11 protein-coding genes, 1 rRNA gene and 3 pseudogenes are annotated in these 16,130 nt (G+C 43.5%); 5 read left to right on the top strand and 10 right to left on the bottom strand.

Features of this window, described 5'->3' with window-relative positions; translation table 11 throughout:
- Positions 1–15: 15 nt before the first annotated feature.
- The 3 genes and pseudogenes from CZ367_RS16020 to CZ367_RS16790 form a co-directional block, all read right to left on the bottom strand.
- Positions 16–339, bottom strand: a complete 324-nt coding sequence (locus tag CZ367_RS16020; protein WP_077197575.1) for a hypothetical protein — start codon at positions 337–339, stop codon at positions 16–18.
- Between the two features lie 398 nt (positions 340–737).
- Positions 738–1,280, bottom strand: coding sequence for an IS630 family transposase (locus CZ367_RS16795; protein WP_449421172.1), 543 nt, complete (start codon positions 1,278–1,280; stop codon positions 738–740).
- 36 nt (positions 1,281–1,316) lie between these two features.
- Positions 1,317–2,126: pseudogene (locus tag CZ367_RS16790) on the bottom strand (IS1634 family transposase); the annotation flags it as partial.
- Positions 2,127–2,291: 165 nt separating this feature from the next.
- Between CZ367_RS16790 and CZ367_RS16015 the strand changes: the two are divergent.
- Both CZ367_RS16015 and CZ367_RS14085 read left to right on the top strand, forming a co-directional pair.
- Positions 2,292–2,489 carry a hypothetical protein gene (locus CZ367_RS16015; RefSeq protein ID WP_077197573.1) on the top strand — a complete coding sequence of 66 codons (198 nt, stop codon included), beginning with the start codon at positions 2,292–2,294 and terminating at the stop codon, positions 2,487–2,489.
- Between the two features lie 7 nt (positions 2,490–2,496).
- A complete protein-coding gene (locus CZ367_RS14085) occupies positions 2,497–2,931 on the top strand; it encodes a phosphohydrolase (RefSeq protein WP_077197572.1) in 435 nt (144 codons plus the stop codon).
- Between the two features lie 151 nt (positions 2,932–3,082).
- On the opposite strand, the gene CZ367_RS14080 is transcribed toward CZ367_RS14085, so the two are convergent.
- From CZ367_RS14080 to CZ367_RS14070, 3 genes are all read right to left on the bottom strand, one after another.
- Positions 3,083–4,369 carry an IS1380 family transposase gene (locus tag CZ367_RS14080; RefSeq protein ID WP_077195295.1) on the bottom strand — a complete coding sequence of 429 codons (1,287 nt, stop codon included), beginning with the start codon at positions 4,367–4,369 and terminating at the stop codon, positions 3,083–3,085.
- A 639-nt stretch (positions 4,370–5,008) separates the two neighbouring features.
- Positions 5,009–6,418, bottom strand: a complete 1,410-nt coding sequence (locus tag CZ367_RS14075; protein ID WP_077197571.1) for an IS5 family transposase — start codon at positions 6,416–6,418, stop codon at positions 5,009–5,011.
- A gap of 130 nt (positions 6,419–6,548) precedes the next feature.
- Positions 6,549–7,139: a hypothetical protein gene (locus CZ367_RS14070; RefSeq protein WP_144006052.1), complete on the bottom strand. Its 591-nt coding sequence runs from the start codon at positions 7,137–7,139 to the stop codon at positions 6,549–6,551.
- Between the two features lie 65 nt (positions 7,140–7,204).
- Here CZ367_RS14070 and CZ367_RS14065 point away from each other — a divergent pair.
- Positions 7,205–9,580 (top strand): annotated as a pseudogene (locus CZ367_RS14065) (IS1634 family transposase); the annotation flags it as partial.
- Between the two features lie 106 nt (positions 9,581–9,686).
- On the opposite strand, the gene CZ367_RS16010 reads toward CZ367_RS14065, so the two are convergent.
- The gene (locus tag CZ367_RS16010; protein WP_144006050.1) at positions 9,687–10,823 is read right to left on the bottom strand and encodes a zeta toxin family protein; all 1,137 of its coding nucleotides are present in this window, start codon (positions 10,821–10,823) and stop codon (positions 9,687–9,689) included.
- Between the two features lie 260 nt (positions 10,824–11,083).
- Here CZ367_RS16010 and CZ367_RS14050 point away from each other — a divergent pair, with 260 nt between their 5' ends.
- Positions 11,084–12,493 (top strand): IS5 family transposase, encoded by a 1,410-nt coding sequence (locus CZ367_RS14050; protein ID WP_077195819.1) that lies wholly within the window; start codon positions 11,084–11,086, stop codon positions 12,491–12,493.
- Positions 12,494–12,943: 450 nt separating this feature from the next.
- Here the strand turns inward: CZ367_RS14050 and tnpC are convergent, their stop codons facing one another.
- On the bottom strand, positions 12,944–14,131 hold the full coding sequence (gene tnpC, locus CZ367_RS14045; RefSeq protein WP_077197569.1) for an IS66 family transposase: 1,188 nt from the start codon (positions 14,129–14,131) through the stop codon (positions 12,944–12,946).
- Between the two features lie 207 nt (positions 14,132–14,338).
- On the opposite strand from tnpC, the pseudogene CZ367_RS14040 reads away from it, so the two are divergent.
- Positions 14,339–14,674: pseudogene (locus CZ367_RS14040) on the top strand (type I restriction endonuclease); the annotation flags it as partial.
- 549 nt (positions 14,675–15,223) lie between these two features.
- On the opposite strand, the gene tnpB reads toward CZ367_RS14040, so the two are convergent.
- Both tnpB and rrf read right to left on the bottom strand, forming a co-directional pair.
- Positions 15,224–15,568, bottom strand: coding sequence for an IS66 family insertion sequence element accessory protein TnpB (gene tnpB, locus CZ367_RS14030; protein ID WP_077197567.1), 345 nt, complete (start codon positions 15,566–15,568; stop codon positions 15,224–15,226).
- 251 nt (positions 15,569–15,819) lie between these two features.
- Positions 15,820–15,932, bottom strand: a 5S ribosomal RNA gene (gene rrf, locus CZ367_RS14025).
- Positions 15,933–16,130 lie beyond the last annotated feature (198 nt).

Raw genomic sequence — 16,130 nt, 5'->3', positions numbered from 1 at the left:
CATGCTTCGTCTGGCTTAACGAAATCGTTGGTTTAATTTCTCAGCCTTATTGAACTTATAGACGTGCTTGGATTTATCACAAGTGTAAACCACATTTGCTTCCTTAAGTTCTTTTAAACCACGACCAACGGTGTCTGCCCCTGGAAGTGTACATTTGGAAGATAATGAAAACTGAGCAACGAGCGTGTTAATATCTTCTAAGCAATCAGCACCGCACAAATAGCTATAACACAGCGATGAAATAATATCACTATATTGGAATGCCGTACCTGTACTGCCACGCTGACCAAGCGAGGAGTCAATGACTTGATTGAGTCCAAGTTTGGAAAAAACATCCATTACGTGAAAAATTCCACCAAAAGAGGTTATTTTGTCAGATTTTATTGCTACTTTTGTTATGTCAGTTGATTTATTGTTTTATATGTTTAGTAGCACTAAGATAAGTGAATTTTCTGACATACGCAAGTGTTTGAATACTTTTATGTATCAGGCACTTGCATTTCTTGCAAGCAAAAACGCTGCGGAAATAAGGCATAAAATCAAATTTTTAACCTTTTCCCTTTGGAATATCGAGCCTAAATGCTACCTTTGTACTATTATACTAATGTAAAGAGCAATGGATTTCAAAGACCTAATTCAACAACTATCTGAAAAAATAGAAAAGCAGCAAGATATTATTGCTACGGAAGAAGCAACAAAGAACGCATTCATAATGCCTGTTAAGTAACTAATCAAAATTAAGCGACATATTTAGAGAAGTTTATACGCAACCCCTTTCCGATATCTGCCAAAGCTCTGTTTGTGGTATAGAAAAGTATGTCAGTAGTTATATAATCTTGTGGTCTTATCCACTTGCCTTTAAGAATACGCCAAAGTGTTTCCGCAATATTCAATTGTGGCGAATATGGAGGCAAGAAAAAGAGGAAAAGTCCTCTTTGCTCCCATATTGAGCGAAGTTCTTTGATCTTCTTGTTTCTATGTACGGAAGCATTGTCAAGGACAACAAAAGTGTCCATCTCCAAGTTGAACGAAAAATCATCAAGGAAACTGAGGACTTTATCTGCCGTCATCTTTTCGAATGTGGTGAATCCATTGTAACGGTTATCACGGTCTATCATTCCAAAGATATTGAGTCGTGCCACCCTTTGGGAGGGGACATAAACATCCTCCCCTTGCAGTTGCCAACCGTAAGGGACATATCCTTCAGTACAAGTGTGGCTCTCATCAGCATAATAGAGCCTAATGCGTCCTTCAGACGCTTGATTTTCAAGTTTTTGCAACTTCTCGACTTTGTATTCATAGAGTTGCGGCGAGGGCTCNGATCGCTTCTCTTTTGACCTACCAAACTGTGCCTTCTTGCTTTCACGCTTACTACCCTCAAAGTAGAAGTTTGTCAAGTCAAAGAGCATCAGCTTGTTATCTATATTAAAAAGGTTATCTGTTACATTGCACAAGTGACGTTCTATCTTCTCTTTGAGTTCATAGAGTTTGTCCGTTACCTTGTACAGGGCATTGATACCCGGAGTCCAGTCTTGCGACCCAGTGTAAAGTTCGGCGGCAGCCGAATTATCCCTGAGATAATAATACGAGGAACGTTCAGATACGGCATACACAGTCCGGATGATGAGCGCAGAGAGTGCGGTGTGGATAGAATGGTTGCTCCATCCTTGGTCACGCAGGAACTCTTCCAGCCCCAGCTTATCAATGGTCTGCTTACAGAGCCATTCTGCACCAACATTCCTTGCGTCAGTATGTTCTGCCGTAGCAAGATCGATATAACGTTCAGACTCCTTTCTTGCCTTCTGTTCCTTCTTATCGAATCTATCAATTCCACCTTCCTCTTTCATCCGTTGCCACCACTCATCCGCCTTAGCCTGTTCCAGTTCAGTAAGCCCCTCCAAATGCTTGCCAAATAAAGAATTAGTTCCTCTGTTCTTAAAACGCTCTGTAAGTGCAAAAGCAATTCTTCTCACCTGCAAGGCTGTGAGAGAAGGTTCAAAACCAATATTGAGTAGGATGAGCGAATGTACGTGTCCAGCCACGTCACGATACGACTCTTTAAGTCTATAATAAAGAGCCTTTTCACCAGTTGCCGGATTAAAACGTGTCTGTACATTTGCGTGCATAGGTGCAAAGTAACAAAAAAAAATTGATATGCTGGTGTCCTACAAATCAGATTTAGCCCGTATTCAGAAAACGCTACGGCTGATTATTAAGTACTTAGCAAACCTGAAACCCTCAAAACACACTGAAAATTTATGAAAAATAATTATGCCCGTTAAACTTGGGCTATGTTTGTAGACGCAGAAGGACAAAAGTATAATAGTTATGAGGAGTATGTAAATTCTCCAGACCTTGATTTGGATTTGATATACTCCAAGTTATGGAGTGGTGAAAGAGCTCCACAAAACGAGCGAGAGAAAGAAATCAAGAAAGAACTTGATGAGATGAAATCGAAAGGTAAGAATTTAGAGTTGAATTTTGAGTAATTGACGAATGGAAAATTTCGCTGAACTTCGAGAAAAGGCTATGCAAATCGCTATCAAGGTGCATAGTTCGCAAGTAGACAAGGGAGGAAATCCATACATAGGACATCCGCTTCGTGTTGAGAAGTTGTGCAATGACTATGACAGTAAAATAGTTGCGCTTTTACACGACACGATAGAAGATGGAGATATTACAACCGAATATCTGCTCATGCAGGGATTTCCGACATACCTTGTAGACGCAGTTCTATCTGTTTCTCGAAATAAAGGAGAAGACTATTTTGATTTCATTCAGCGATGCAAATCAAATCCTATTGGGCGGAGAGTTAAGTTAGCAGACCTCAAAGACAATATGGATGTCACGAGGCTGAATGAGCTTACTAACAAAGATGTTGAAAGGTTAAGAAAGTACCATAAAGCATATAACCTCAAATCCGCAACTTAACTTTTCAACGTCCTTCTTGCGTGTACACATCCTCTCATTACTGAATTTGCAGATAATTAGAACTGAAATCCCCACTTCAGCCTACAACATCCCCTTACCCCACAATGCGACTTGAGGCAATACGCAGTATCATACCCATAAGTTGTAGGCGTTATCCAAAATCTGTCTGGAACACATCCGCGTAAGCATTGTTACAGGTATAGATATTCAGCATATACTGCCTTGATGTCCTGATCCACTTTGCTGGTACAGAGACAAACCTGAAGACAAGCGCTTTTATGCGGCTTGTTGTATTGAGTCCGAACCTCTTTACATCAAGTCTTTGGATAATGGCCTTGTAGAAGTTACGGATAAGTGATGTAAGAAGAAGGAACACGGTGTTCTCTGCCATGAAGGATTTGGGCAATCTGTCCCATCCGAAACCATTGTTCATATCATCGAAGATACGTTCCTTTCCCCCTCGAAGGTTATAGAACTCGACAATCTCTCTTACGGAAGATACATAGTCGTTAGTCAGGATACAACGGTATGTGTATTCTCCTTCCCAGAGATCCAATACACCATCCAACCGTTTCTGTCTTTGAATCACAAGTCGGTATGCTTTACCCTTCCACTTTTCAACAAGGATAGAGTTCAATTCGAACTCAATGCCATTGATTTCCTCAGTTTTCCAACCTCTGAGAGCAAAGATTTCATTGTAGAGCGAACTGCAGCGGTTTGCGCGGATATAGAAGGATTTGCAGTGTTCCTCTACTTCTTCTACGATTTCCTCGGAACATGATCCACAGTCAGCTCTGAAACGATTGATAGTAAGGCCGTTCTGTTCAAATCTCTCAAAGAACCTCTTCAGCGTGTCCTTCTGATGAAAACGAACATTTGTGTTGCCATCGCTATTCTCAATGCCAACGATTAAGTCGCCAATAACCGCCACGCCAGGGCGATAACCAGGGAACTTCTTGTATGTAGGCTTTGCATCATACTTCTCTGTCTCTATGAACTGATGGTCGAAATCAACATCATACATCTCGTCCTCTTTCAGTTGGCCAGATGCAAACATACAATTGAGCAGTAAAGTATTGAGAGTGTCAGCCGTGTTGAAATCGTAGTTCTTACCCGTATCTGACGTGTATGAGATGTTTTCTTGCGTCAGCTCCTTTATCGCTCTGAGGATAGTATCAGAGCTACAAGTTCGAAGTGTCGGATGAAGCGAGAGATGGCTCATCAAATGAGTAGTGATATCCTCAACACATGAGCCACCACAGAAGTAGATACTCATGAGTGAACGGATGATTTCGCTGTACTGATAACCGAATGATCTACACCTTAGACCGAGGGTCGAGTCGATTACAGATGACAATGTGGAGTCAAATTGCTCCATGATTGAAAATATTCCTCCAAAAGGAGTGAGTTTCTCGGATTTAATATGTATTTTTGCCATGCCATATCAGAGTTTTGCTTGCTTGTTTTGCAACACTAAGATAAGTGAATTCTTTGACATGGCAAAATCCTGGGCAACTTTTTGTTGCTCAGGTACTTAAAAAGTTTAAGTTATAATAGTGTTGCGGAATTAAGGTATAAGATTTTGACAGAAAAATAAAAGCGGTTGTTACACCGCCTTTTGTTATTCTCTGATTACGTCAACACCTAAGACTTTACTCAAGTCTTTGGAATATAGGTGCATTTTTGGTCTACTTTAGTTGCACTAAAACCAACGAAATCTTTTTTGAGTCCTGAAAGTTCATACNCCAAGAGCAAGGGTGTTCACCGTGAGGTGAAATCTGAAGGAAGCTGGCGACAAACATCTGACCTAACGAACAGGAACTTCATACAAGGCATATAACCATGGATAAGATTGCACAACAAATCAAAGTCCTATAGCTATTCGGAATGGTTGGTGTAAATGAAGTAGGTATAAGATGGAAAGATAATGTTCTTATCCGAGGAGGTCTCACGGACGTTTCAAATAGTTGTTTTACGAAAGAAGCGGAGTAAAGCTTGCCGTGAGAAGTCAGCAGACGCCATAGTAGTGGAGTATTCGATAACGCTCCATGAAGGGCTGAACCTATATAGTCGACCCTCAAAAAGGCGACATCGCATTTTTCATATAGCCCTGCGGGAAGAATTGGTGTTGAAAATTTAATTCTTGTCTTCCACAGCACCACATAATCACTCTTTCAATTAGGCACAAAAGAAGCCTCATGGCTCTTTTGAAGTTAAATGCGGCAGCTGCAAGCATAACATTGATGGAGTCTCCGAAGAGACCCTTGTAGAAGTTCCTCCCCAACCGGTGGTCTGCCTTGCAGTGGCCAATGACAGGCTCTATTCCTGCCCGCTTGCGGAAGAGTTTGTGCTTTTTGTTCTTGGCGTACCGTGAGTCTGTTTTCTTGGGCGTGTCCGGAATCATGATTTGTGTCTGCCCGCTCATACTTTGTCCTCGGTATCCCCTGTCGCAGGCAAGTGTTTTTATTTTCCTGTCATACAGCCGCCTGACCTGCTCCATTGCCTTGTCTATCGTATGGCCGTCATACTCATTGCGGAATGACAGTGCGCCGATGATGAGTCCGTCCCATAGTTTGACGATGGAAACCTTGTTGCCGAACTCGTACTTCTTGCCCTCTTTTCCCTTGCTGATACAAAGCACGTCTGGCTCGTGAAGCGAGTAGATCTTATGGCCGTCCAACCGCTCGCCGTTGACAAGCCTCATGCAGATGTCAATCCGCTTCTGGTAGGCATTTCTATCGGGCAGCAGGCGAAGCAGCTCCCTGAGCAACCTGCCCGCAATGGTGCGCATCCGCTTGTCGGCCTTCCTGACTTTGGCCTTGCTGTTCTTCCTACCCCTGAAGCGCTGAACGAGCTTCAGTTCCTTTATCTCCTTGGCATAGCTCTGGCGGACCTTGAGGTTTTCCTTCTCCGCCACGCTGTGGCAAAAGGCTATCACCTTGTTCAGGAGTTTCGAGTCCGTGGGGAAGGTCACGTTCTTCTCCTGCACCGTCGTGTCGATGAATGCGGTATGCTCCGCATCGGGCTTGCGTCCACGTCCATCCTTGCCGTCTTTCCCCTGCGTCTCCTCTTTTCTGTGATCACCGATTAAAAGATTGATGCGGATGCTTTCCTTGAGTATCAGCTCCATGCCAGATTCACCGATGCGATGGCGGAACTCGACAAGCTCGGTGGGAACGCAGGGAGCGTCGGTGCGGAATGCCTCCATCCCGCAAAAATACTGGAAGTAGGCGTTCTCCGAGAACTGCTCCACGACGCTCTCGTCTGAAACGTCACGAAGGTGTTTCAAGATCAGCAGACCGACCATCAGACGGATGGGCTTGGCCATACGGCCAGTGTCCTTGCTGTAAAGAGGGGCAAAAGACTGCTCAAACAGATTCCAATCAATCAGATTGGCTAACTTGTACAGGGAATTCTTGGGAGAGAGCATTGTCTCAAGATCCCAGAATAATGATGCCTGACGGACTTTGGATGGAGATTTATACATCGTTGAATTGCAAGATTTTACTATACAAAGATACAAAACTTTGTAGAAATATGCAAGTTTGAGAACGATTATTTTATTGATAACCAGATAGTTAAATACTTTTCAAGGGGAGACTACTTAATATTAATTTTTATTTGCGTTTGTTGTCCCATTCTTGTTTCCTTTCCACTTGTAATCTCATAGCCTCCCATAATTTACCCTTTAGATTGTAGAGGTCGTTTATACTTGTAATGCTTACCTTTTCATAGTTTCCGCTATGCTCCTTGTCAGGAAAGATGATAGCTTTTGAATATTGTTTCAAAGATAATCTACATACCCACCAGTATTGTTCATTTGCGTAGTATATCAAGAAATAAGTTTTGAAGTCTTTATAACATAGTTTCGACACATCGAATTTCTCAGCAAGAATAGCTTTTATTATTTCAAAAGCATCAAGTTCTTCTTGTGTCGTAACTATTCCATTATCTTTTGTCGTTGTTTCGTTGCTCTGAATGCTTTCTGATTGTAATTCCTCGTTCTTTATAGCAGAGTTAAGCCTATCGGAAATCACATCATTTATCACGGTTGATATGGATTTCTTTATTATTGGAGTAAACTGCTCTATTACAGATTGAGTAACACGGCCAGAATAAACTTGACGGACAAAATACTCCACGAAAGAAGATGCAGGAGATTTGATGTCGTTTAGGAAAATCGTCTTTATTTCCGTTGTATATTTCAACTCGTTCGCTGTGCTTAATATATCAGTTTCATCATAGTATGACTTGTGAAACTTTTTAAGTTGNGCAGACCATTGATAAGCTGGGACTGGAAGAGTTCCTGCGTGACCAAGGATGGAGCAACCATTCTATCCACACCGCACTCTCTGCGCTCATCATCCGGACTGTGTATGCCGTGTCTGAACGTTCCTCGTATTATTATCTCAGGGATAATTCGGCTGCCGCCGAACTTTACACTGGTTCGCAAGACTGGACTCCGGGTATCAATGCCCTGTACAAGGTAACGGACAAACTCTATGAACTCAAAGAGAAGATAGAACGTCACTTGTGCAATGTAACAGATAACCTTTTTAATATAGATAACAAGCTGATGCTCTTTGACTTGACAAACTTCTACTTTGAGGGTAGTAAGCGTGAAAGCAAGAAGGCACAGTTTGGTAGGTCAAAAGAGAAGCGATCTGATTGTAAACTTCTCGTCCTGGCCCTGTGTATCAATAAGGAGGGCTTCATACGCTATTCTTCTATCCTGGAAGGCAATACGGCTGACCCTAAATCACTGCCTGATATGATAGATACGCTGGCAGACAGGAATCCTGTACAAAAAGAAAAATCGCTTATTGTGATGGATGCAGGTATTGCAACCGAAGAGAACCTAAATCTTATTAAGGCAAAGGGTTACAACTATCTCTGCGTATCCCGCACCAAGCTGAAAGATTACACGNGAAGAATTGCTTTTGCACTTACAGAGCGTTTTAAGAACAGAGGAACTAATTCTTTATTTGGCAAGCATTTGGAGGGGCTTACTGAACTGGAACAGGCTAAGGCGGATGAGTGGTGGCAACGGATGAAAGAGGAAGGTGGAATTGATAGATTCGATAAGAAGGAACAGAAGGCAAGAAAGGAGTCTGAACGTTATATCGATCTTGCTACGGCAGAACATACTGACGCAAGGAATGTTGGTGCAGAATGGCTCTGTAAGCAGACCATTGATAAGCTGGGGCTGGAAGAGTTCCTGCGTGACCAAGGATGGAGCAACCATTCTATCCACACCGCACTCTCTGCGCTCATCATCCGGACTGTGTATGCCGTATCTGAACGTTCCTCGTATTATTATCTCAGGGATAATTCGGCTGCCGCCGAACTTTACACTGGGTCGCAAGACTGGACTCCGGGTATCAATGCCCTGTACAAGGTAACGGACAAACTCTATGAACTTAAAGAGAAGATAGAACGTCACTTGTGCAATGTAACAGATAACCTTTTTAATATAGATAACAAGCTGATGCTCTTTGACTTGACAAACTTCTACTTTGAGGGTAGTAAGCGTGAAAGCAAGAAGGCACAGTTTGGTAGGTCGAAAGAGAAGCGATCTGATTGTAAACTTCTCGTCCTGGCCCTGTGTATCAATAAGGAGGGCTTCATACGCTATTCTTCTATCCTGGAAGGCAATACGGCTGACCCTAAATCACTGCCTGATATGATAGATACGCTGGCAGACAGGAATCCTGTACAAAAAGAAAAATCGCTTATTGTGATGGATGCAGGTATTGCAACCGAAGAGAATCTAAATCTTATTAAGGCAAAGGGTTACAACTATCTCTGCGTATCCCGCACCAAGCTGAAAGATTACACGCTCAGTGAGGACCATAAGAGTGTGATGGTAAAAGACGCCCGAAAGCAAACGATAACGCTCAACAAGGTACACACCGAAGGTGAGGACTACTATCTTGAGATAACCTCTCCATCTAAGGCTATGACCGAATCGTCAATGAACAAACTTTGGCGTGAAAGATTTGAGACAGAGCTGAAGAAGATAAATGATGGTATTGCAAAGAAAGGTGGAACGAAACTCTACGAGAAGGTTGTAGAGCGTACGGGACGAGCCATACAGAAATATCCTTCTATCGCAAGATACTATGCGATAGACTACATTAGAAACGAAGAAAAACCAAAGGAAATGCTACGTGTAGACTGGAAGCTCAAAGACCTCTCAGCCATCGAGTCCGGACACGGCGTATACTTCCTACGGACCAATGTAGAAACACTCGACGAGCGTACCACATGGGACTATTACAACCTCATACGAGAAATCGAATGTACCAACAGGCAGTTGAAGACCGACCTGAACCTCCGTCCTATATATCATCAGACCGATGACCGGAGCGATGCGCATCTTTTCTTCGGTCTGCTTGCCTACTGGGTGGTAAATACCATCCGCTGCCAATTGAAGCGAGAAGGCGAATCCTGCTATTGGACCGAAATCGTGCGGAGGATGAGCACCCAGAAACTTGTAACCACGGAAGGTAGGAACCCGTTAGGAGACATCGTACAGATGCGACAATGCAGCAATCCCTCAAAGCAGGCAACTGCTATATACGATAAATTAAAACTGAAATATGCACCATTCAGAAAAATAAAAATTTGTAGGACACAGAGTCCATAGCCAAAACTGAAAAAGTATAATAATAGCAAGATTCTACGATGATAGGTGTTAAACTTGGGATAGATATAAAAGTAGTATTTTTATTTGTAAAAAACGAAAAATAAAGTCATTTTTTTGTTTTATTTAAGAAAGATTCGTATAGCTTTCTTGACTCAATACTTAATTCTCCGTCAATCATCTTCAAAATAAGTCTTGGCGTACCATTTATATTCGTATCCCACAGGTACAACTCGTCAAAAATTCCACTACTTACTACCTTTGGTATAAGTTTTGATATTTCAGAGTTACAACTCCGAATATACGATTCTGGAACAACACGGCCAGTCTTCTCCGCCCTTAACCTTGCAAGCTTTAAGCTCAAATCAGTATCGAGCGAAACATAGTCTGCTCTAATCCGCTTACCAGACATTTCTCTTATTTTTGAAACCTTTTTTGCAACTTTTTTAAAAGAACCATCATTTACACCATCTATAACCGTGGCTATGCCTTGCCTAAAAGCCTCCTTTTGTATTCTTTTTCCGATGGAGCTACTCTCTTCATGGACAAAATTAGCGGCAGCAGCGATTAAAGCCTTATCGCCACTTATAATCATCTTCTGATATTCGGGGATCATACCCTTAACCTTATCTGGATCAATGACTAAAGCTCCTTTTGGGTGAGGCAACAATCCACTATCGACAAGTGTGCTCTTTCCGTTTGCTGGAGCACCGCCAAGCATATATACACAATCGGACTTCACTTTTGCATCCCCCAAATAAGTTTTAACAATATCATTATGAAGTCTGCGACGACTCTCACAATAAATCCCATTTCTGCTGAAAACCTCTTGTGTTATAACATTTGGAAACTTTTTAATCTTATCCGCTATCTCGTTAAAAGACAATTCACCATACCCCATTTTGATAGATTGAGAAATAAGGGACTTGTTGTCTCTTATCCAGTATGGCAATGTACCACGAGATTCCACTTCTTGTATTCTCTGAGAGTTGTCATAGACCCACTTGCTAAAGTTCTCTGGAGGAGCTGTAACCTTATTGGAGCTATTATTTCTATCATCAGACCAATAATCTTCCTCGCTCATTACTATCGGAACTGTGTAGCACAAACAATTAGGATGCCAGCCAACAAACTTAAAATCTTTTGGATAATCACCTGCCAAATCATCGCAAATATCATATCGTGGGTGTGAACCAGACAATTTAATTTTATATCCGAGAATGAAATCAAACTGCTGCCAGCGCAATTGCTCTGCTGTTCTGTAAGCTATATTTATTTCATTCCTTGCTAAACGAATGGACCTATACTCACAATCATAACAATTTGTTGCCTTCCCAAACTTCTCTTGATAATCTTTCTGTAATGAAGGCCAGTCATTAAGATACTTACTTAGTCTCCCCTTGAAAAGTATTTAACCATCTGGTTATCAATAAAATAATCGTTCTCAAACTTGCATATTTCTACAAAGTTTTGTATCTTTGTATAGTAAAATCTTGCAATTCAACGATGTATAAATCTCCATCCAAAGTCCGTCAGGCATCATTATTCTGGGATCTTGAGACAATGCTCTCTCCCAAGAATTCCCTGTACAAGTTAGCCAATCTGATTGATTGGAATCTGTTTGAGCAGTCTTTTGCCCCTCTTTACAGCAAGGACACTGGCCGTATGGCCAAGCCCATCCGTCTGATGGTCGGTCTGCTGATCTTGAAACACCTTCGTGACGTTTCAGACGAGAGCGTCGTGGAGCAGTTCTCGGAGAACGCCTACTTCCAGTATTTTTGCGGGATGGAGGCATTCCGCACCGACGCTCCCTGCGTTCCCACCGAGCTTGTCGAGTTCCGCCATCGCATCGGTGAATCTGGCATGGAGCTGATACTCAAGGAAAGCATCCGCATCAATCTTTTAATCGGTGATCACAGAAAAGAGGAGACGCAGGGGAAAGACGGCAAGGATGGACGTGGACGCAAGCCCGATGCGGAGCATACCGCATTCATCGACACGACGGTGCAGGAGAAGAACGTGACCTTCCCCACGGACTCGAAACTCCTGAACAAGGTGATAGCCTTTTGCCACAGCGTGGCGGAGAAGGAAAACCTCAAGGTCCGCCAGAGCTATGCCAAGGAGATAAAGGAACTGAAGCTCGTTCAGCGTTTCAGGGGTAGGAAGAACAGCAAGGCCAAAGTCAGGAAGGCCGACAAGCGGATGCGCACCATTGCGGGCAGGTTGCTCAGGGAGCTGCTTCGCCTGCTGCCCGATAGAAATGCCTACCAGGAGCGGATTGACATCTGCATGAGGCTTGTCAACGGCGAGCGGTTGGACGGCCATAAGATCTACTCGCTTCACGAGCCAGACGTGCTTTGTATCAGCAAGGGAAAAGAGGGCAAGAAGTACGAGTTCGGCAACAAGGTCTCCATCGTCAGACTATGGGACGGACTCATCATCGGTGCGCTGTCATTCCGCAATGAGTATGACGGCCATACGATAGACAAGGCAATGGAGCAGGTTAGGCGGCTGTATGACAGGAAAATAAAAACACTTGCCTGCGACAGGGGATACCGAGGACAAAGCATGAGTGGGCAGACACAAATCATAATTCCGGACACGCCCAAGAAAACAGACTCACGGTACGCCAAGAACAAAAAGCACAAACTCTTCCGCAAGCGGGCAGGAATAGAGCCTGTCATTGGCCACTGCAAGGCAGACCACCGGTTGGGGAGGAACTTCTACAAGGGTCTCTTCGGAGACTCCATCAATGTTATGCTTGCAGCTGCCGCATTTAACTTCAAAAGAGCCATGAGGCTTCTTTTGTGCCTAATTGAAAGAGTGATTATGTGGTGCTGTGGAAGACAAGAATTAAATTTTCAACACCAATTCTTCCCGCAGGGCTATATGAAAAATGCGATGTCGCCTTTTTGAGGGTCGACTATATAGGTTCAGCCCTTCATGGAGCGTTATCGAATACTCCACTACTATGGCGTCTGCTGACTTCTCACGGCAAGCTTTACTCCGCTTCTTTCGTAAAACAACTATTTGAAACGTCCGTGAGACCTCCTCGGATAAGAACATTATCTTTCCATCTTATACCTACTTCATTTACACCAACCATTCCGAATAGCTATAGGACTTTGATTTGTTGTGCAATCTTATCCATGGTTATATGCCTTGTATGAAGTTCCTGTTCGTTAGGTCAGATGTTTGTCGCCAGCTTCCTTCAGATTTCACCTCACGGTGAACACCCTTGCTCTTGGCTATGTAATTCCCGCTATTAGGGCTTACTCGGGACTTCCACCGTAAGCATCCAATATTAGCCGACTTTCACACCAACAAATAACCCTTATATGTCTGGCAGCATATAAGGGTTATTTGTTATTTGAAGTTTGAAGGTAGCATTTTCGTGAGTTCCTCCTCCGTCATGTCGGGCAGGGGTCTTGAAAGAACTTCCTTCATCCATTTGTATGGCTCTATGTCTGCTTCCCTGCAACACGCCACGAAGGTATAGAAGATGGCGTTGTTCTCCGCTCCCTCATTGTTACCACAGAACAGGTAGTTCTTTCTTCCAAGCGTGATGGGTCTGATGGCCTGTTCCATGAGGTTGTTGTCTATGTTGAAGCGTCCGTCTTGCACATACCTGCCAATGCGTATCCATACGGCGAAGGCATAACGCAGTGCCTTCTCCATAGCTTCGCCTGGGGTGTACTGTTTGTGTACATCCAACATATAGGTCTCCAAATACTTAAGAATGGGGTAAGCTTTAGCCTTTCGTTCTGTCTCCACTTCCTCGGGTGGTGCTTTCTTGTGTTTGAGGTTTTCCTCCAACTCATAAAGCGTGGCTATCGTTTCGATGATATGGGCGGCGTTTTTATCGTCAGCCGCCAGATGTTCGAACTTACGTCTCACGTGTGCCATACATCCTAACAGCACGATGCCCTGAACGTTCTCAAACCTGCTGTAGACCTCATACCCATCAGACTGTATGGCACCCTGGTAGCCCTTGAAGAGTTCATCTGCCACAGCGCCCGACCGCAACCCGTCCTTCCAATGGAAGAACACACCCTGGGAGTGCATGGCGTCACGCACGCCCCACAGGTATCCCTTGCGCGTCTTTCCCTTGCGGTCGGCAACCTGTACGCTGGTCTCGTCAACTTGAAGATAAGGACTTTGCAGGATCTGTCTTACTTGAAGTTTGTAAAGTGGATAAAGTGCATCGGCGGCATCGTGAACCCAGCTGTTGACGGTTGAGGTGGGGATGTTCACGCCCAGTTCCTTCCATCTTTCACATTGCCTATACTCGGGCTGGTGATAGGCGAATTTGGCGGTGATGATTTCGGCGAGCAGGGAAGCGTCGGCAAAACAATCCACTGCTTGCTTTTTCAAGGGGGCTTCCAAGATGTCGACCTTCGCATCCGTTGGACGGGCTTCCTTCAGGCGGCAGATGACACGATCTTCTACCCTGACATAAAAGGATGAGGGACGCAGACACAGATGCTCACATCTGTCATGTCCGATGATGACCATGCGTTCAGCGTCATAACCCTCTGGATATATCTCCGTCACCTGTCGCTCTATGTTCTCGGGAACATAGGAGGCGTAGANAACACAGCACGACAACGCATGCGGAAGCAGTGCTTTTCGCCTAAGCGAAATCCTTTTTCGAGTGCGAGGCGTTCTGCCTCCGTCAACTCCAATACTTTTGGCTTTCCCATTGCATATAAAACGGAAAAATACAATAAATATTTTATGTAAACTAATTTTGCTCACTTACTTATACACGCACTTGGATATGACATATTCGACCCTACTGAGGTCGTCCCCGAAACGGATTGCGACATCGTAAAGAGTAAAGGCGAGAAAATCGATTATGCTATATTCAAGGACGGAAAGCCTATTATACTGATTGAGTGCAAGCATAATAAGCAAAACTTAGACTTACATTCAACACAATTACAAAGGTATTTCGTGGCAAGCAACGCACGTTTCGGGGTACTCACTAACGGAATTGAGTGGCGTTTCTATACCGACATAGAAAAACAAAATATTATGGACGAGAAACCTTTTCTTGTCGTGAATATGTTGGAGGTGTCAAATGAGGATATAGAACACGCAAGTTCAACATAGAACTGCAATTTCAGGTGTAGGTTTAGCTTAATAATCTATACCAGAAAACACCGAGGGGTTTGGGGGCGAGCAGCCCCCATGAGTGGAAAATCAACAAGCAATGCTNTAGGAGGCGTAGGCCCTACCCTTTCTGGAAGGACGGCTCACACGGCGTGATGACCTGCGTTGTCCGGCCTGCTGTTTTATCTCCTTGATGATGGGAAGGGCTTCCACCTGAGCCAGGGAACCCTCTTTGGCCCACTGCTCGTCAAAAAGCGTACCCGCCCAGCCGCTTGCACTCTCAGGCAGGCGTTTCTCGCTGCGCCTGCCAAATACCATACGCTCAAGTTCAAGAATACGACGGGACTTTCGTTCCAGCTCAGCATCCTTAATCTTAAGCTCAGCATCCCTTTGCTCAAGAAGTTTAACAACAGCTTCCCGAGTGAGAGAATGGTAGTCAGATGTCATTGTGCAATAAGGCATATCCATCACATTATCAGTTCTTTATACGATGTAAAATTACAAAAAATATCTGACACTGGCAAGAAAATACTAAGATTTATTGTATCTTTTTCTTCGGTAGCAATTAGGATTTATACCGTCTATATAGAGTACCAATTCGTCCCAGCGAAGTTCATAAAATCCAGTTCTCGCCCGTATGATTTTAGGACTCAGGCAACCCTGTGCCATCTGTTTATGATACACGACAAAACCACAGCGTTCCCAGTGCAGCAATTTAATTCGGTTACGGGATCGATTGTAGAAAACATAGACAACACCATCAGAAGGATTGAAGTCATTGCTGCGTACCAATTGGGACAGGCGAAGAATACCCTGACGCATATCCACAGGAGTGCAACAAACCCGAAAAACATTTGTTTCGTTGAGTACAAACATAAGTTTTTCGGGCAAAGGTAGTAAAGCAAGAATGTTACACAAAGGCGGCTAATATTGGATGCTTACGTTAGGTCAGATGTTTGTCGCCAGCTTCCTTCAGATTTCACCTCACGGTGAACACCCTTGCTCTTGGCTATGTAATTCCCGCTATTAGGGCTTACTCGGGACTTCCACCCGTTAGATAATGCTCATGCCGAGCGTACACAAAAAAGAGAGCTTCAAGAATTTCTTCTTAAAGCTCTCTCAGTAAAAAAAGGCAGCTACCTACTCTCCCACATTGCATTGCAGTACCATCGGCGCAATTGGGCTTAACTTCTCTGTTCGAAATGGGAAGAGGTGGAACCCCAACGCAATAACCACCTAATTAAATCATATCAGTTACTACTCATTGAGTATCATTAACTAAATTATTAACTAAATTATTAGCATAACTCTTATTAAAGAGACTCGAGCAGCACCGTAGAAGGTGACAATCTTCACAAGCAAAATGTATCATAAAACATATTCAAGATGTCTATTAAAATGATATTACTAAAAAGCAACACCATACAACTCAAAGCAT

It is taken from the genome of Prevotella ihumii (assembly GCF_900155655.1).
Classification (GTDB): Bacteria; Bacteroidota; Bacteroidia; order Bacteroidales; family Bacteroidaceae; genus Prevotella; species Prevotella ihumii.
The sequence above is the reverse complement of the archived record's forward strand: the minus strand, read 5'-3'. Positions and strand labels throughout refer to the sequence as shown.